The 17637-nt window shown below is 47.4% G+C and carries 15 protein-coding genes; 7 read left to right on the top strand and 8 right to left on the bottom strand.

Going from position 1 to position 17637, the window contains the following annotated elements; all coding sequences use genetic code 11:
• Window positions 1–17 precede the first annotated feature (17 nt).
• The 5 genes from yghU to AC55FS_RS04455 form a co-directional block, all read right to left on the bottom strand.
• A complete protein-coding gene (yghU, locus tag AC55FS_RS04475; RefSeq protein ID WP_496934872.1) occupies window positions 18–854 on the bottom strand; it encodes a glutathione-dependent disulfide-bond oxidoreductase in 837 nt (278 codons plus the stop codon).
• 85 nt (window positions 855–939) lie between these two features.
• A complete protein-coding gene (locus AC55FS_RS04470) occupies window positions 940–1803 on the bottom strand; it encodes a DMT family transporter (protein ID WP_496934871.1) in 864 nt (287 codons plus the stop codon).
• Window positions 1800–2252, bottom strand: a complete 453-nt coding sequence (locus AC55FS_RS04465; protein ID WP_496934870.1) for a GNAT family N-acetyltransferase — start codon at window positions 2250–2252, stop codon at window positions 1800–1802. Before AC55FS_RS04465 ends, AC55FS_RS04470 begins: the two co-directional genes overlap by 4 nt.
• 233 nt (window positions 2253–2485) lie before the next feature.
• On the bottom strand, window positions 2486–3055 hold the full coding sequence (locus AC55FS_RS04460; RefSeq protein WP_496934869.1) for a Crp/Fnr family transcriptional regulator: 570 nt from the start codon (window positions 3053–3055) through the stop codon (window positions 2486–2488).
• Window positions 3056–3105: 50 nt separating this feature from the next.
• Window positions 3106–4128 carry an ion channel gene (locus tag AC55FS_RS04455; RefSeq protein ID WP_496934868.1) on the bottom strand — a complete coding sequence of 341 codons (1023 nt, stop codon included), beginning with the start codon at window positions 4126–4128 and terminating at the stop codon, window positions 3106–3108.
• Between the two features lie 219 nt (window positions 4129–4347).
• Between AC55FS_RS04455 and AC55FS_RS04450 the strand changes: the two genes are divergently transcribed.
• From AC55FS_RS04450 to AC55FS_RS04420, 7 genes are all read left to right on the top strand, one after another.
• Window positions 4348–5373, top strand: coding sequence for an alpha/beta fold hydrolase (locus AC55FS_RS04450; protein WP_496934867.1), 1026 nt, complete (start codon window positions 4348–4350; stop codon window positions 5371–5373).
• On the top strand, window positions 5370–6485 hold the full coding sequence (locus AC55FS_RS04445) for a sensor histidine kinase (RefSeq protein WP_496934866.1): 1116 nt from the start codon (window positions 5370–5372) through the stop codon (window positions 6483–6485). The genes AC55FS_RS04450 and AC55FS_RS04445 overlap by 4 nt, the downstream gene beginning before the upstream one ends.
• Window positions 6482–7087: a response regulator gene (locus AC55FS_RS04440; RefSeq protein WP_496934865.1), complete on the top strand. Its 606-nt coding sequence runs from the start codon at window positions 6482–6484 to the stop codon at window positions 7085–7087. Before AC55FS_RS04445 ends, AC55FS_RS04440 begins: the two co-directional genes overlap by 4 nt.
• A gap of 527 nt (window positions 7088–7614) precedes the next feature.
• Window positions 7615–8412 (top strand): nucleotidyltransferase domain-containing protein, encoded by a 798-nt coding sequence (locus AC55FS_RS04435; protein ID WP_496934864.1) that lies wholly within the window; start codon window positions 7615–7617, stop codon window positions 8410–8412.
• Window positions 8403–9596 (top strand): RtcB family protein, encoded by a 1194-nt coding sequence (locus tag AC55FS_RS04430; RefSeq protein WP_496934863.1) that lies wholly within the window; start codon window positions 8403–8405, stop codon window positions 9594–9596. The genes AC55FS_RS04435 and AC55FS_RS04430 overlap by 10 nt, the downstream gene beginning before the upstream one ends.
• 718 nt (window positions 9597–10314) lie before the next feature.
• Window positions 10315–12822, top strand: a complete 2508-nt coding sequence (locus tag AC55FS_RS04425; protein WP_496934862.1) for a M14 family zinc carboxypeptidase — start codon at window positions 10315–10317, stop codon at window positions 12820–12822.
• A 337-nt stretch (window positions 12823–13159) separates the two neighbouring features.
• Complete coding sequence (locus tag AC55FS_RS04420) at window positions 13160–15001, top strand: S8 family serine peptidase (protein ID WP_496934861.1); 1842 nt, start codon at window positions 13160–13162, stop codon at window positions 14999–15001.
• A 518-nt stretch (window positions 15002–15519) separates the two neighbouring features.
• Here the strand turns inward: AC55FS_RS04420 and AC55FS_RS04415 are convergent.
• From AC55FS_RS04415 to AC55FS_RS04405, 3 genes are read right to left on the bottom strand one after another with little or no spacing between them, the layout of a single operon-like run.
• Complete coding sequence (locus tag AC55FS_RS04415) at window positions 15520–16203, bottom strand: hypothetical protein (RefSeq protein ID WP_496934860.1); 684 nt, start codon at window positions 16201–16203, stop codon at window positions 15520–15522.
• Entirely contained in the window at window positions 16200–16913 is a 714-nt protein-coding gene (locus AC55FS_RS04410) for a Frag1/DRAM/Sfk1 family protein (protein WP_496934859.1), read from the bottom strand. Before AC55FS_RS04410 ends, AC55FS_RS04415 begins: the two co-directional genes overlap by 4 nt.
• A 38-nt stretch (window positions 16914–16951) precedes the next feature.
• On the bottom strand, window positions 16952–17611 hold the full coding sequence (locus AC55FS_RS04405; protein WP_496934858.1) for a Frag1/DRAM/Sfk1 family protein: 660 nt from the start codon (window positions 17609–17611) through the stop codon (window positions 16952–16954).
• Window positions 17612–17637 lie beyond the last annotated feature (26 nt).

The following is a 17637-nucleotide window of genomic DNA, read 5'->3' as shown; positions in this document are numbered from 1 at the left end:
GGCCTATCACTAAGGCCCTATTTAATATCCGCGCTGCTATGACGTTCATGTACTTGCTCATGGGCTTCACCCCAAGTGCGATTCACTTGACGACCACGCAGTACCGCCGGACGCTGGGCGATGCTTTCGGCCCAGCGCTGAACATGACTGTACTCCTGTACCGACAAAAACTCTGCTGCGTCATACAGCTCGCCCCGTGCTAGCACGCCATACCATGGGTAGATGGCAATGTCGGCAATGGTATATTCATCACCTGCCATATACTGCCGCTGAGCCAGATTTTGATCCAGTACATGCAACTGACGTTTGACCTCCATGGCAAAACGATCGATAGGATATTGGTATTTTTCTGGCGCATAGGCATAAAAATGGCCAAAGCCACCACCCAAATAGGGCGCTGCGCCCATTTGCCAGAGCAACCAATTTAGCGTTTCAGTGCGCTGGCTAACATTGCTAGGAAGAAATTCACCAAACTTTTCCGCTAAGTACAGCAAAATTGAGCCTGATTCAAACACCCGCACTGGCTCAGCACCAGAACGATCGACCAAGGCGGGGATTTTTGAATTGGGATTGATCTCAACAAAGCCACTAGAAAACTGCTCACCATCCCCAATATTGATCAGCCAGGCATCGTATTCCGCCTCGGAATGCCCCAGTGCCAACAATTCTTCCAACATAATGGTCGCCTTTACACCATTGGGTGTCGCTAGCGAATACAATTGCAATGGATGCTGCCCAACAGGCAAATCTGCTTCATGGGTTGCACCGGACACAGGGCGGTTAATGCTGGCGAACTGACCGCCGCTAGGCTGCTCCCAGGTCCAGACTTTGGGGGGATGATAAGAGTCGTTCATGATCGTATCTCGGCTGTGAACACTTGCCCCTATACTGTGGGCAAGTGTTTGCAAACTCCAGCATCTAGTAACGAAACAATGCGTCTTACTGGCTGACCGCAGGCGCTGTTGATTTCTGCAACAGTCGTCGCCACGGCAATAAGGGCACAACTATCATGGCCATACCCGCCACACTGAGCCAGTCTGGCACTTCATCGAACCAAGCTATGCCCATCAAGGTCACAAAAATCAGCCCTGTGTATTCAGCCATAGAGATCTGATCAGCCGGTGCCCTTTTATAGGCCATCACCGCCAGGCCGTTATAGGCCAGCACACAAAATGCGCTCAAACATACCCAACCAGTCAACGACCAAGTTAACGGCTGCCAATAAAAACCGGCAGCGACGCCACTGACAGGCAAGGAAAACAGTGATGTCCAAAACAAGGTCGTCACCACGGTTTGTTCCGCCGGCAAACGACGCGCCAGTAAATGAAAAAACGCCACACTTACTGCCGTGCCCACAGCAAACCAGGCAGCCCAATGAAACTGCGATGGTCTAAGGACCACTAACACGCCGACAAAACCGAGCAAACAACCGGCGACCTTACTCAGCTTAGGCGTTTCTTTTAACAGCCACATAGATAAAGGCAGCATGATCAAAGGTGCGACATAAAACACGGCATTCGCAGTTGCTAACGGCAAATAGGTCAGAGCCATCATGGTACAGCCACTGCCCACCATAATCAGATGAGCCCTTAGTACAGTAATGCCAATGTGACTAAGAGCTCGCTGGGACGACGTTTGCCTCAGCCAAAACGGCAAAATAATCAGCAAGGATAAGCTCTGGCGCAAAAAAGTGTATTGCACCGCACTCAGATCGCCATTGAGGTTCTTAACACCGACATCGGCCAGGGAGACGATAAAATTTCCCGCGATCAATAACAGCACCGCGACGCTTGTCGGCGTCACCGGCTGAACTTCATATGAATATGGGGAATATCGTCTTCGAGGTAAGGTTCGGAGATCTGCTCAAAACCATGGCCTTGGTAAAACGCCTGTAAATACAGTTGGGCACTGATTTCTATAGCGGACGAAGGCCATAAACGTTCACACTGCTGCAACGCCTGTTGCATCAACTCATGCCCCAAACCACTGCCACGATGGCCTGCGTGTGTCACCACTCGTCCAATACTCGCTACCGCGTAACTGATGCCAGGCGCCAATAAGCGAGCACAAGCTACAGGCTGCTGCCCCTGCCAGCCAACCAATTGATAGGCGCCATCGGCCAAGTCTTTGTTGTCCATATCCTGATAAGGACAGGTTTGCTCAACTACAAATACCGCACTGCGTAATTGCAATAACTTATATGCCTGCTCTACTGTCATATCGCTCAATGGCGATACTGTCCACTTCGTCATTGATCTTGCTCCTGTGATGGGAGCAGCAGATTAGCAAGCCAGTCAAAGCAAGGCATTAACCTTTGTTAAGCCATGTGTGAATAATTCTTTAGCGCTAACAAGCTCGCACTACAGCGGCCCTGACAGCCAACTGACGGGCATATTCAATATCAAGCACGATGCTATGTAGGCTAACAACCAGAGCCAGGATCAGGGCGCTTTAGCAAAGCACAAAACGCAGCATCCTCGAGTTATCAAGGGCGCTTCTTTAAGCGTGCGATAATACGGCTCAAACTAATGGGAGTGATGCCCAGATAAGCAGCAATTTGATAGTCCGTTAGTCGATCCACCAGAAAAGGATAGTGCTGACAGAAATAGGTATAGCGCTGCTCTGGTGTATTCAGTAATAGAATGCGTTCTTTATTTTCTTTGTGCAGCAACTGAGTTTCCAGCAAACGTACATACAAAGGATGCTGCTGATAGCGCCACTGTTCCAGTATGCTGACTGGTAGGCTTACCAGCTGACAGTCAGTCAGTGCTTGCTGCTGATATGGAGTCGGATGACCGCTGATCAGGGGCTCAAAACCGATAATCCAGTCGCCCTCCCAATAGAACTCTTTACTGTAGGCTTTGCCATTTTCGGTTAGATAACACGCATGGCAAACACCCGTGTACAGCCAGTGGATCTGTTCTAATCGTTGGCCCTGCTGGGCCAGCAGGGCTCGGGCAGCCAGAGTTTTATAACTTGCCAACTGTGATAGCACCTCGATATCACTAACGCTTAAACCCTGCTGTTGAAGAAAGTGGAGAAATGCAGTTTGCATTTTGTCTATCTCAGCGTCACCAAACCGTTAAAAGCTTACTGACAAACCGGCTACCGTGTCATCTTTTTAACAAACACCACCACAAATAACGCCATGGTGAAGCTGCCTAAAAATGCTTCCAGTGCAGCCAGCAGTCGGGCAAACCCAATAGGCGCTATGTCACCGTAGCCCAAAGTAGTAAAGGTCACGACGCTGAAATAGAGTGCATTAAGGAAGTTTATACAGTTTCCAACAATGCCAAGCTCAGTGGAAAATCGTAAATCGTCACCGCCACTGGTATTACCAAAGGCAAAATACAATAAGGCACACACAAAAATAAAGGCGATCGAAAAAATTACCACGCGCGCAGGGGACTCACCATAACCACAAAAGACATCAACCACTTTAGAGATAAATCGACGTCCACTCATAAGCGGCATTTTCATCCGCCTAAACATCATCTCCTTTTGAAAAAAGACACCAGCTTGCTCAAACATGCCTTGCTTTTCGCATTGCTTGCGAATATTACGCGCGACTTCTTCCGCTTCCTGCCAGTAGCTGTCAGCCCGTTCATGATCTCCTGCCAATAAGCATTGCTGAGCACAGACCTCCTGATGGAGACGCTTCCCCCACTGCACGTTTTCCATCCTGGCATGGGAAAAAATACTGCCTAACAGATTGCAGTCGCGTAAATCAACGCAGTGTAAGTTAGCCCCCGATAAGTCCGCTTTCATCAAGGAACTGCCGCGAGCATCGAGGCGAAACAGGTGAGCACCGGTTAAATTAGCACGGTATAAATCGGCATTGCGGCAGGAATATCCTTGCTCGGCGCCATGATTAACCAAATCCACATCGGTCAAATCTGCTCGGGCCAACTGCATGCCATCCATCGGCCTACCATCACGCACCCAGTGCTCTAGCGCAGCAGACAAGTGTTGACCATCTTTACTGGCCGCTCGGTCATGCCAAAAGCAAAAGCCTGTTTCTCCCGCTTGTTGATCACAGTGCCAGCCTTGCGGGCTGCAAAACTGGCACACACCGTCATGGCCTGGCTGCTGCAACGATTGTGACTGTGGTGAAGATGGCTTAGACATAGCCACACCTAATGTTAAACACTTGTTCAGTATAGAAGCTGCTACCCATCAAGACGCCTGCGACAGCATTGTCATGTAAGGATTAACTCACCTGCTGCCGGTGATTCAGCCCGATTACATGACAGCTGTCACCTGGTATTCATGACGCCTGTTTCTATTCATCGATGCTACTGGCACCAACAATACCGCCATGACTATTTTCTGCGAGGTATCCATATCATGAGCAAGTTAGCATTCATTTTGGTCATTAGCCTGGCGGTGCTCAGCCTAGGCTTATGGCTTTGGGCACGCCAGGGAACCGCCTTTCCCGCTTCGACCGAAGCATTGCTTCAAGATATGGTCAGCAAATCCATCGCCCCGCCAGCCGATGGCGCCAGTGGTTATGCAGAGACTGACACTAGCCGGGTCTGGTATAAAAAATTGTCCGCTTACTCTGCCACTGAAACCTATAAGGGTTCGGTATTACTGATTCATGGCTTGGGTTCTTCTTCCAATTTCTGGCCCCCTTATGTATACGAACCGCTGCGCCGAGCAGGCTATGACGTCATAGTGAGCGATCATCGTGGCTGTGGAAAAAGCCAATCCCCTATCAACGGCCAATATAGCGATTATGACCTAAGCGATATGATGCGGGACAACTTAGCCATTATGGACGCCCTTAAGATCGTACAGGCGTATGTCATCGGTGTTTCGTTAGGTGGCATGATAGGCCAGCAAATAGCGATTGAGCATCCACACAGAATTAAAGGTTTGGTATCTGTGATGTCGACTGGCGATATGAACGACCCAGAATTCCCCGCCAGTCATGATTTTAAACTGGCTACGCTAAAACTCTTTGTTCGTTACGGTTTGATACCCTCAGAGGCCAATACGGTACGCATGATGCTGGGTATTCATCATCTATTAAAAGGCCAGCAGCCTGTGGATCAGCCGGACATTATTCGTGCCACCTTACAAGAGCTGCGCTATCAACATGGGTTCAACCATAAGTTACCTGAACAGCAAGCCAATGCCATGCGCCGTTCCGGCTCTCGCCTGGCAGCGTTATCACAGTTAACGGTACCTGTGTTGGTGGTTCATGGCGATGCTGATCCTTTGATTGATATCGGCCAAGCAAAAAAGTACGCTGCGAAAATCCCCCAACATGAAACTTTATGGATTCATGGTATGGGGCATGACCTAGCACCATCACATGTTGCACAATGGCTAGATAAAAGCCTGAGCTTTATGGATGCTATACCGTGACACGCCTATCAAAGCTACTATATCGTTATTTTCACTTCCCGGACTCTCTCAATGGGGCGTTAAAAGTAACGCCCTACTTCCAATGTCTATTTTATTTACCGTTCTTTTTTCTTGAGCGGGATGCAAGCGCATTCATCGCCACCATCGTTGCTCATACTGTCCTGCTACCGATTTTCTTCCGGGTGTTTTGGCATAAAGGAATCCATGCTGCAGGACTAGTGTTGATACTCAGTTTAACTGCCAGCATCTGCTTAGTTTATTCAATCAGTGGTATTGGCATCTTCGCTTATGCCGCTGCCGCTTGCTCCGCCTGCAGGCAAAGATCACTGGTCTATGCACTGCTAGCCTTAGTTAATATTGCTTTTTTACTATTAGCATTTTCTCTAAGCTACTCGACAACTGCGATTCTTGTTGGCCTTTTTTTCACAGCGATTAACGGTGTTAACTTTGATTATCAACTCAGAAAATACTTAGCCAATAGAGCCATACAGCAAGATCAACATGAGATATCCACCCTGGCTAAAAGCCATGAACGACAGCGTATTGCCCGTGACCTACATGACTTACTCGGCCATAGTTTGACCAGTATTTCACTAAAGTCTGAGCTGGCTGAGCGCTTGCTGAGTATTAATCCTGAGCAAGCGAGACAGCAGCTGCAAGAGATACAAACGATATCGCGCACAGCACTGCAACAAGTACGACATGCCGTTAGCGACTATAAAACCCGTAATTTCTCTAGTGAACTGATTAATGCCCGCATTGTATTAGAGTCACTTGATATTGAATTGCACTGCCTGGGCTGTGATATCACCTTGCCGGCCGCCATAGATACAGCCTTGGCAATGGTACTCAGAGAAGCCATCACCAATATATTGCGTCACAGTCGCGCCAGCCGCTGTAGTTTAACCATATCAATCAAGGATAATCATGTACTGCTTATTATACGTGACAATGGTAAAGCTAACGGTGAGCCAAGCTTAGGCAATGGGTTTAAAGGCATGAGGGAGCGCTGCCAGGAGTTAGGCGGACAGATGCAGCTGCTGTTTCATCAAGGCTGCGAAATTTCAGTAACTTTGCCAATGGACCCAGCTGATAACGGAGCCAGCGTATGATCAAAATCCTCATCGTTGAAGATCAATCTATGGTGCTCGGCGCCCTCAGCGCCCTGATCGACCTTGAGCCGGATATGCAGGTCGTGGGTACCGCCAGCAATGGCCGCGAAGCGTTAGCATACTGCCAACATCAGAAGATTGACGTGGTCGTCACGGATGTCGAAATGCCACAACTCAATGGCCTCGAGTTAGCAGAGGCACTGCAGGCGTCGGCCCATAACGCCCTCGTTATGATACTCACTACCTTCTCTCGTGCTGGCTATGTTCGCCGGGCACTGGAAGCGGGTGTGCGGGCCTATTTACTAAAAGATGCTCCCGCCAGTGAACTGGCCCGCTCAGTTAGGCTAGTGATGGCAGGTGGCACAGTTATCTCACCAGAACTAATGCGCGATGCCTGGGAGCAAGGCAGCAGCCCTTTGTCCGATAAAGAGCATCGTATTTTGTCCCTTGTACTCAGCGGCTCAAGTACCGAGGAAATCGCTCAGCAGCTGAGTTTATCGATTGGCACCGTACGAAACTATATTCATATTTGCTGCCAAAAACTGCAGGTCAGCAGCAGAGCTGAGGCGGCGGAAAAGGCACAGTCCAATGGCTGGCTGTGAGTACGAAGCTAACTAGCAATCAATCTGCCTTCTTTCTACCGTTTCAATCTTGCAGATCTTTATGCCTGTCATTGCGGACTGTGCCATTATCACGTCAATTCTTGGAGAAGCGAGGCCAGATCGTCCTCGAAGTCGTGATGATCTTAGAGAACGGCGCTCTGTTCGATCTGCCTAAAATACGTATTCAACACCTTGCGCAAGCAGCCTATCTATCAGCTGCGACCTCTCTGACTTTACACCCTTGACAAGACCCAACCTTCTCCACATGACTACAACCACAAAATCGTCATTATCTATTAAGATATTTCATATCTAAATAGATAGCAACTTCAGCACATTCTTAGTAAGAGCAAGCTCTGCCACGCCCCAGAAAAACTATTTTCTCTTAAAATTCAAATACTTACACAACAGCCCTGAGAAGATAACAAAACTGGCATGAGCTTTGATATACCAGAGTTACTAGAAGGTTGTGCACCCATTTGTGCAAGTACTGGGTTTACAGAACGCGCCCTAAGATTGAGAAAACCATGAATAACGAACACAGCAACACCATACGCAAGCGCCTAACAGCATTGGAATCGGAACAGAATATCAAGGTACTGCTAGCGGTTGAGTCCGGCAGTCGAGCCTGGGGCTTTGCCTCGGCCAATAGCGACTACGATGTGCGCTTTATCTATATCCGCAGTTTGAACTGGTATCTGGATATCGCCATTGAGCACAAACGTGATGTTATTGAGCTGCCACTGGATAACGATCTCGATTTAGTCGGCTGGGATGCACGTAAAGCGCTAAAACTATTAAAAAAATCGAATCCATCAATCCTAGAGTGGTTATCGTCACCCTTAGTGTACTGCGATAGAGAAAACACTTTGGAAAAACTGGTGCAGTTGGCAGATGATTATTTTTCGCCCGCTCGGTCTTTTTATCACTATATCAGCATGGCGACTAAACACTATCACATGTATTTAATTCGAGATGAGGTAATACTTAAAAAATATCTCTATGCCATACGGTCATTATTATGCGCACGCTGGGTAAGCGAGCAAAATACCCAGCCACCGATGTTATTTGAAACCTTGTTAAATCACTACCTACCGTCGGGGCAAGAGCGCGATGCCATTGATCTGTTACTTAGATTTAAACGAAGTACCCACGAATGGACGGCGAGTGCCAGCAATCCAACACTGAATCACTATATAGAAAACGAACTGGCTCGCTTAAAAGAATGCACACTTTCAGCAGCTCACGATAACAACAATGATCAGCAGCTAAACAACAGCTTTATAGATTTGCTGCGCCAACATGGAGAGACAGTATGCCTGTAGTTACTTTATTAAAATCAAATGAACAGCAAAAGCCAGTAAAAATCTGGACCGATGACATAGAACACGAAGCACTACAGCAACTCAAAAACGTCGCCAGCTTGCCATTTGTATTTGAGCACATTGCGGCCATGCCAGATGTTCATTTAGGCAAAGGTGCCACCGTAGGCTCCGTTATCGCCACCACAGATGCGGTAATACCCGCTGCGGTGGGCGTGGACATTGGCTGTGGAATGAACGCCATTAGATTATCCTTGAAGGCCAAAGACCTGCCGGATGATTTAAAAACCGTGCGCCGGGATATTGAACGAACCGTTCCTTTAGGCGCAGGCGGCATACACAAAGATGCTCAACTGAGCAAAGACAGCCAGATTGCGTTGCGACTGGATAAGATACTGGCCAAACATCCAGACCTAAATAAACAGGGTCGAGTGAGCAAATACGTCAAACAACTTGGCACACTAGGCTCTGGCAATCACTTTATCGAACTGTGCCTGGATGAGAATGATGATGTATGGGTAATGCTGCATTCTGGCAGCCGCGGTATCGGTAACATGATAGGCCAATACTTTATTCGCCTCGCCCGCCAGGAAATGGCGCGTCATCAGGTGAACTTGCCAGATAAAGAGTTAGGCTATTTATCAGAAGGCAGCCTGTACTTTGACGACTATGTTGAAGCCGTAGGCTGGGCGCAAGACTACGCCATGCTTAACCGTGAGCACATGATGAATGCCGTGTTGCGCTCACTGACGTTTCGATTGCCTCCGTTTATTGTCACCAAGGAAGCCATCAACTGCCACCATAACTTTGTCGAGCGCGAGTGGCACTTTGGTAGCCAGGTTTGGGTTACTAGAAAAGGAGCGATTCGTGCCCGTCAGAACGAGTTGGGCATTATTCCCGGCTCCATGGGAACTCGTTCTTATATAGTGCGAGGTAAAGGCAGCGCTGAGTCTTTCTGCAGCTGCTCCCACGGCGCCGGTCGGAAGATGTCGCGAACCGCCGCACGTAAAGCGTTTTCCGTTAACGACCTGATTGCTCAAACAGAAGGCGTTGAATGCCGAACCGATGCCGCGGTGATTGATGAGATACCTGCCGCCTACAAAAACATCGACAAAGTGATGTCACTGCAGGATGACCTAGTTGAAGTGGTCCATACCCTCCGGCAAGTCGTTAACGTTAAGGGCTAAAAATCTGCACCCTAACCTGAGCATATAGCAAGATATGGAACCTTTGTCGTTGTTGCCATATCGCCGCAGTCGCTTTGTGCTCAGCTGATGAACTAAGCCCACTTCGCTACGACTGAGTGGACCAGATACCCGAAGATTGCTGTGAAAGCCACAAGAAAATAGTGCCAGACGAACCATGTTGTTCACATCATACCCGTAATGGAGCCATTAAAGATGCAAACATCAATGTTCAATCATGAAAAAACACGGAAATTTCTAGCCGTAGCCAATCCGTGAGAGAAACCTAGTCTTTTCCCATCACGACTAGTGACGCTTATGTGTACCTGACAATCAAAAACGAATACCCAGCCCGATAAAAACAACGCCCAATACGCAAGTCATTACAATCTGTAAGACTTTGATAAAAGCCGCCAAATTAACAAATTTGACAAAGCATCGACTCTATTTATTGCTACATAACACGCCAAACAGCCATAAGAATACTGCAACATAATCAGCCAACGCCGTATTTATCTTACCTGCCAATGTGAACCATCTCATACAAAATAATGATACTTGATAAATTGGTCCTTTCTACCCGTTTACTAATCATGCATTAGTACTTAATCATCGCAGAGTCATTATAAAAACTACGAGCGTTAGTATTGAAGTCATAGTGACGTAAATTTTAACAAATCAGGTGCAAAGCCTGTGAATAATGAGAACGACAGGAATAATTATGATTAAAATGAACCGTCTCAAGCCTCTTGCAGCCATAATACCTGCTTTAATGGCTGCACATGCTATGCCAGTATCCGCAGGAGACAGTCATGTACTTGAAGTTCAAGAACAACAAGCACTAGGCCGAGCCAACTATAAAGTTGTCGCGCCAAGCGAAGAAATGAGCGTAAAAGCGAAAATTTCATTTCACGCTCAACTGATCTCCGAGAACAAGGATCAGGGCTATACATTGATGTCGCTAACAGCGGAAGAAGTGAAGAAACTCGAAGCTTTTGGGTTTACCGTAACTCTTGCGCCTGTCGAACCACAGAGTTTGATTGATAGCCCGATTATCGGCCCCAACGAGGTGCCAGGCTTCTCATGTTATGAAACCGTTGAAGAAACCTTTGCTGCAGCAGAATCATTTACTCAGCAATATCCAAATTTGGCGGCTTGGATCGATGTTGGTGACTCGTGGCAGAAAACTAATGGCACTGGCGGCTACGATATTAAAGTACTAAAACTGACTAATAAAAGTACATCTGGCAGCAAACCCGTATTGTTTGCCAACTCAGCCATCCATGCTCGCGAGCTAGCCACTGCTCCGCTCAACCTTGATTTTGCCCGCTATCTGCTCGAAGGCTATGGCACCGATGCTGATGCAACATGGATTCTCGATCATCACGAAGTGCATTTAATGCTGCACACCAACCCAGACGGCCGTAAACAGGCAGAATCTCAAGCGAACAATTCATCGATACCCGATGGCTATATGTGGCGGAAAAATGCCAATGATAATTACTGTAGCTCTTCAAGCCGCAGTCGTGGTGCCGATTTGAACCGTAACTTCACTTTTAGCTGGGGCAGCGTTGATGGCGGTTCAAGCGGTAATCAATGTGACTTTACCTACCGTGGGCCTTCTCCCGGTTCAGAGCCAGAAATTCAAGCCATTGAATCCTATATCCGTAACTTGTGGCCAGATCAACGTGGCCCTGGCAATAACGATGCGGCGCCACTAACCACATCGGGTATTCACATTGATATTCACTCATTCAGTGAACTAGTGTTGTGGCCATGGGGCACTACCGACCAAGCAGCTCCCAATGGTACCGAGCTGCAAACTCTGGGTCGAAAGTTTGCCTTCTTTAACGGCTATATGCCGCAGCAATCTGTCGGTTTATATCCAACCGATGGCACCAGTGACAGCGTAAGCTATGGCGAGCTTGGCGTGCCTTCATACACCTTTGAGCTAGGCACAGCATTCCGCCAAAGCTGTAGCTCTTATGCCAGTACAGTTAAACCAGACAACTTGCCAGCACTGATTTATGCCGCAAAAGTTGTCCGCACCCCCTACATCACACCAGCCGGCCCAGACGTTACCGACATTACGCTCAGTGATGGCGCTGCCGGCACCGGTGTCATAGCAGGTACACCTGTTAATATACGCATCAACACCACCGACAGCCGCTTTAGTGGCCGCAACGGTAGCGAAGCCACTCAAAACATCCAGGCCGTTGAGTACTATATTGATCAGGCACCATGGGAAAGCGGTGCATCTGCTCGCGCGATGACGGCTGAGGACGGCAGCTTCAACCAGAAGACTGAAAGTGCTATAGCCACCATTGACACAACCGGTTTAACTCTCGGAAAGCATTTAGTTTACGTCCGTGCTAAAGACGCTTCGGGTACTTGGGGGGCGGTAACGGCTGAATTCATCAACATTACCGATGGTGACGTTCCTCCGATCGACTACTGTGATGCTTCTGGCAATGACTACAGCTACGAGTGGATCGCTGGTGTTCAGTTCGGTAGCTTCCGAAAAACTTCCGGAGCTGCAGGCTATAGCGATTTTTCTGCTGAGAAAGTTGAGGTGGCTACTGGCAATACCGATTTCGTTCTAACTCCCGGCTTTGCTAGCAGTAAATACAACGAGGTCTGGAAGATCTGGATTGACTTGAATAATGATGGTCAATTTGGTGAGGGTGAAGAAATGTTTTCATCATCCGCTACCAGTTCAAATGTGACCGGCAGCTTAAGCATTCCTGCCAACTACGCCGGCACCACCACTAGAATGCGTATTGCCATGAGCTATAACCAAGGCACTAAGGCCTGTGGTTCGTTTAACTATGGTGAAGTGGAAGACTACACCGTTGTTATTGGCGGAGATACGGGAGGCTCTGACAGTGTGTTTGAAAACACTGAAACCCAAGCCATACCTGACCAAGGTAGTATCAGCAGCAATATTACTGTCACCAATGCCATTGATGCATCAACGGTAACGATTGAAGCAACAGTTGATCACAGTTATCTGGGCGATTTGCAAATAACTGCGGTAAAAGATGGACAATCGTTCACCATAAAGGACAGTGATCGCAATGATCGGGCATCAGGAGAAAAAACTTACAACACCATCATTAACGCTGCGGATCTATCGTCCCTCGATGGTGAGTGGACGCTCAACATTAGTGATCAGTACCGCCAGGATGACGGCCAGCTTAAGCAATGGGCAATTCGCCTAAAGAAGTAACCTAATAACAACAGTGCTCGACAGAATGGCACAATAAAAAACAGTCTCTCCTCCTTTTACCCGGCCTAGAGCCGGGTTTTTTGTGCACCAATGATGAGCACTTGAAACAGTGTTCGAAATACATCGATGATTTCCGTATTTAATCTCCTTTTACTGAATTTATTATTTGGACAAAGAGGAGAAACAGTCAAAAAAATAATATGAAGCTAACTTACTGATTATTTCGTATATCGGTTTCCTCATGCCGTTCTAGCCTGAAAACGTCAGCAAAAGACTGACAAGGCCAAAGCCGCCAGAAGTAGTTTTGGCAAATAACAATTCCCACAAGGATAGAAGCATGAAGACATTCACTAAGGCGATGACTGCTGTAGCTCTGGTTGCTGCATCAGTTTCAACTCAAGCAAAATCAGACAAGTTCGTTATGGCTAGCGCCAGCACAGGTATCGACAACAGTTATATTGTTCTCTACGACAACAATCTGATGTCAACAACGTCTGCTGCTGATTATATGAGCCAGCAAGTTAGTAAGCTTCAAGCCCAGTTTGGTGTCACGGTAAATAATCAGTGGCACGGTGCCGTTAATGGCGCATTAATTCAAGCAACGCCAGAGCAAGCAGAAGTGATTTCGCAACAAGCAGGCGTCGCGCTGGTTGAACAGAACCAAAGAATTCAACTTGACCCCGTGCAAGCCCAACCTATTCAAAACAATGCCACATGGGGTCTCGACCGAATTGACCAACGTGCATTGCCACTGAGCAACACCTACCAATACGACTTCGATGGTAGCGGTGTTACTGCGTATGTTATTGATACCGGTGTCCGCAACAGTCACAGTGAATTCGGAAATCGTGCCAGAAACGGCTATGACTTTGTCGATAATGACGATGTTTCCCAGGACTGTAACGGTCACGGTACCCATGTAGCTGGGACCATTGGTGGGTCGACTTATGGTGTTGCAAAAAATGTCGAAATTGTCGGCGTGCGGGTGCTTAGCTGTAGCGGTTCAGGCACAACAGCGGGGGTTATCAATGGTGTCAACTGGGTTGCTAACGATGCTAGCGGTCCATCGGTAGCCAACATGAGCCTCGGGGGAGGTGTTTCTCAAGCTCTGGATTCTGCGGTAGAGGCGGCCGTACAAGCCGGTGTTAGCTTTGTGGTGGCTGCGGGTAATTCCAACGCAGATGCCTGTAATTCATCTCCGGCACGTGCAACCAACGCTGTTACCGTGGGATCGACCACCAGCAGTGATTCACGCTCCAGCTTTTCAAATTACGGCACTTGCTTAGACATCTTTGCGCCAGGTTCGAGTATCACTTCCGCCTGGCACGACAGTGATAGCAGCACCAACACCATCAGCGGGACGTCCATGGCATCTCCCCATGTAGCCGGTGTTGCAGCTCTTATTCTAAGTGAAGATGGCAGCCGTACCCCTGCCGATGTTACGGCTCAATTAGTCGGCCGTTCTACTAAGGATGCTGTTTCAGATCCACGCTCAGGATCAGCCAACCGGTTGTTGTACTCTCTTGACGGTGGCCCAATCACTGACCCTGTCACCGAACTGAAAAATGGCCAAACACTGGAGGCATCTGGCGCCAAAGGTGGCAATCTGTTCTATAAAATGAACGTGCCCGCCGGAGCAGAGAATCTTGTATTTAAAATCTCTGGTGGCTCTGGTGACGCCGACTTGTATGTACTGAAAGGTAGCAAACCTTCAACCTCTGACTACGACTGTCGTCCGTACCTAGATGGCAATGTTGAAGAGTGTGCTTTTGCTACCCCAGATGCCGGCGAATGGTATGTGATGCTACGGGGCTATGCGGACTTTGCCAACGTTAGTTTGACCGGCTCCTACGATGTAGGCCAATGTGATGGCAAAAATTGTCTCAACAATGGCGATAGCGTAACAGACCTGTCTGGCAACCGTGGTGATATGGTTCGTTACCAAATATTAGTTCCAGCAAAACAAACTTTGACTGTCGATATTCTTGGTAACAGTGGCGATGCTGACCTTTATGTACGTAAAGGAGAAGAGCCCACTTTGCAAGACTATGATTGCCGCCCATATCAAAGCGGCAGCACAGAACAATGCCGCGTCACAACAGACACAGATACCATGGTACACATTATGGTACGTGCTTACAGTGACTACTCCGGCGTTACTCTTCAAGTAAACTACTAACCGTGACAATGGCACAGGATGGCATCATCCTGTGCCTTTTATTACATGGCTATATTAGCCTCAAAAAAGTCTCCACGATCCTTCGATTGCTCTTGGTTCAACTCCGAAGATAAGTAGTGATGAGATAGTGTACATCTAGTCAAAACACCATAACTCTAGATAGCCAAACCAACCATACCACCTAAAAAATCAATTGGAAAACATATCCATTTAACGATCAATCTATATAACGAAAAGACTCTAGATTAAAATAACCACCATACTGAGACGATGTTCAGTCAATATCAAAGCCCAATATAAAAGAACAGGAACAATTCGGCGCTAAACACAACAGAAAAGACCAACAAAAAGTAATTAATAACAAATACAAACCTACCAGAAATAAGACATCACCTGCCAATGGAACTTCTTATTGAATCCAAAAATCTAAAAAAAACAGAAAGGTAACAGAAAAGTAATTAGACAGGAAATACAGAAAGATTAAGATGAAGATCACCCAACCTTATTCAAAGGATATTCTAACCATCAATCTGAACTACAACTAATCGGAAGTTCTTCCACATTGGGAAAACACACAAATAGAAAGCACTCATAACAAAAATAATCCACCACTCTACAATCAAGACATAATCAGTCCCTGATATAAGAAAAATAAAAAAGACTCCTATCAAAAACCATTGCAACATAACAAGACGATGCATAAGCTTCAGCCTCGCTAAAAAGATGCCCGATCCTTCTTGATATTTAAGCCAGCGTATTGTACGCCCCTGGACCAATGTCATTGTTAGAACAAACACGATTACGGCAGCGTTTTGAATTTCCCATTGAATGTGTTGTGCTTCTGGGCGCAACAAGGCAGTCGATACAGTAAGGCCACAGCAAGCTATACCTGCTAATAACAACAAATGCCTGATGGCCCAACTAGGAGGTTGAGATGCATGGGATATCAACCATGCCTTCATACCATACCACCAGAATATCCATACAACCACGGTGGAAAACAACCCCGCACGAAAAACAAATGATACTGGGTCAGGGATACCTAATTGCCATACTCCGACACAGCTTTCTATGTATGGAATACAACTATCGGTAGGACTGATAAACCACAAAAGCACCAGACCTACCCACAATGTCATATGTGGTAATAAGAAAGCCGCTAGGCTAAGTTTCTGAGCCAATGAAAGAGACTGTGTTTTCATACGGTCGCTTGCTCCAGCCGCGTTAATCGGAAGTTGCGCCAGTCCCAATAAGCACTGAGATAAAATAGGCTACTCAGGGTTGCTAACCACCATTCAAAAAACGCCACCATTCCCTTAAACTCCCAGCCCATTATTGTCATCACGATAAGTACGCTGAGGAATATAAACTGCAGAGCAGCAAGCAGTTCTTTTATAACGATGTGGCTAAACTTGATATTCAGGCTCCGCCGCAACTGACGCATACGCACCGTCATCATGATTTGGCAGATTGAGTTTGCCAGAAAGAACAGGCCCGCCGTGATCGCGTGGAAGCGCCATAAGCCACGGTGCTCTCTGCTGGGAATCAGGTTTTCACCCAAAACGACCATGGAAGCAATAATCAGTACACTGGCAATGATCGCCACCCAAACAACAGCGTGAAACCAACCAACAAGCTCAGATTGTTTAACCGATTCCAACCAGGCACGCACACAGTACCACCAGAGAATAAACACCACGGCAGACATAGAGATTCCAGCACGCAATATATAGGCGGCAGGGTAATAGATTCCTGTCGATGTGATGGTCGCACAGCCTTCGATGTATGGAAAACAGAGTGGCTCATGACCATCAACTACCGTAATGGCATAACTAACGGCGATGGTCACAACAGGAATAAAGAATGCCGCCAGGGCAACACGCTGAGGCAGGGTTGCATGATATAGCCACATCCTTGTATCTCCTGAAGACTAGGCCAGATGCTAGACAGTCAAGTGTCTGATACGGCTATATGAATCGACTTCCAATCCCAAAAGGACGACAAAAAATACAGCCCTATAAAAAGGGTAGCCCACCATTCAATCAGGCGCTTACCATGGCTCATCTCGACTCCGACGGTAACTCCAGCAAAAGCAACAAACATCAGCCACAGCACGACCATCAGCACTGTCTTAAAAAGAAACGAAGGAACAATTAAGTTCTGCTTACGAGCACGAAATATCAGGACATAATTGATGGTCAAAGCAATCAACATCCCCTGAAAGAACAAGTTTGCTCCTTTGACATGCACCACCCAAGGTACGGCTTCCTTATCTGGCAATAAGACTGCCGTTCCCACCAGCAAGCCCAAAGCAGCGACCGTGCCAAAGACCTGCATAGTTATCAGCGCCCATCGCCCGGCATAGTCGGCTAGCCATGCGCGCATGATTACCCACCAAATTACAAAAAAAGAAGTAGCGGCTATCATGCCACCACGAAAAATAAAGCCACCATCCCCCTTCATTCCTGTATGGGTAATATCTGTGCAGCCATCCCAGAATGGGTTACAAATAGCGGCGGTTTCCTGTACCACTGCCACACCATAGGTGACAGCAATGGTTCCCATTGAGAGAGCAAAAGCGATTAAAGCAATGCTTTGGCCAAATGACATATCAGCGCCCTAGTTCATAGCAACAA

It is taken from the genome of Bacterioplanes sp. CLAM21, assembly GCF_059641015.1.
This window is presented reverse-complemented; position numbering and strand designations above follow the sequence as displayed.

Bases quoted from the DNA above. Each gene is read 5' to 3' on its own strand.
- AC55FS_RS04465 (WP_496934870.1), bottom strand. From the start codon at position 2,252: ATGACGAAGTGGACAGTATCGCCATTGAGCGATATGACAGTAGAGCAG.
- AC55FS_RS04415 (WP_496934860.1), bottom strand. From the start codon at position 16,203: ATGAAAACACAGTCTCTTTCATTGGCTCAGAAACTTAGCCTAGCGGCT.
- AC55FS_RS04405 (WP_496934858.1), bottom strand. From the start codon at position 17,611: ATGTCATTTGGCCAAAGCATTGCTTTAATCGCTTTTGCTCTCTCAATG.
- yghU (WP_496934872.1), bottom strand. From the start codon at position 854: ATGAACGACTCTTATCATCCCCCCAAAGTCTGGACCTGGGAGCAGCCT.
- AC55FS_RS04410 (WP_496934859.1), bottom strand. From the start codon at position 16,913: ATGTGGCTATATCATGCAACCCTGCCTCAGCGTGTTGCCCTGGCGGCA.
- AC55FS_RS04430 (WP_496934863.1), top strand. From the start codon at position 8,403: ATGCCTGTAGTTACTTTATTAAAATCAAATGAACAGCAAAAGCCAGTA.
- AC55FS_RS04425 (WP_496934862.1), top strand. From the start codon at position 10,315: ATGATTAAAATGAACCGTCTCAAGCCTCTTGCAGCCATAATACCTGCT.
- AC55FS_RS04455 (WP_496934868.1), bottom strand. From the start codon at position 4,128: ATGTCTAAGCCATCTTCACCACAGTCACAATCGTTGCAGCAGCCAGGC.
- AC55FS_RS04435 (WP_496934864.1), top strand. From the start codon at position 7,615: ATGAATAACGAACACAGCAACACCATACGCAAGCGCCTAACAGCATTG.
- AC55FS_RS04420 (WP_496934861.1), top strand. From the start codon at position 13,160: ATGAAGACATTCACTAAGGCGATGACTGCTGTAGCTCTGGTTGCTGCA.
- AC55FS_RS04440 (WP_496934865.1), top strand. From the start codon at position 6,482: ATGATCAAAATCCTCATCGTTGAAGATCAATCTATGGTGCTCGGCGCC.
- AC55FS_RS04450 (WP_496934867.1), top strand. From the start codon at position 4,348: ATGAGCAAGTTAGCATTCATTTTGGTCATTAGCCTGGCGGTGCTCAGC.
- AC55FS_RS04460 (WP_496934869.1), bottom strand. From the start codon at position 3,055: ATGCAAACTGCATTTCTCCACTTTCTTCAACAGCAGGGTTTAAGCGTT.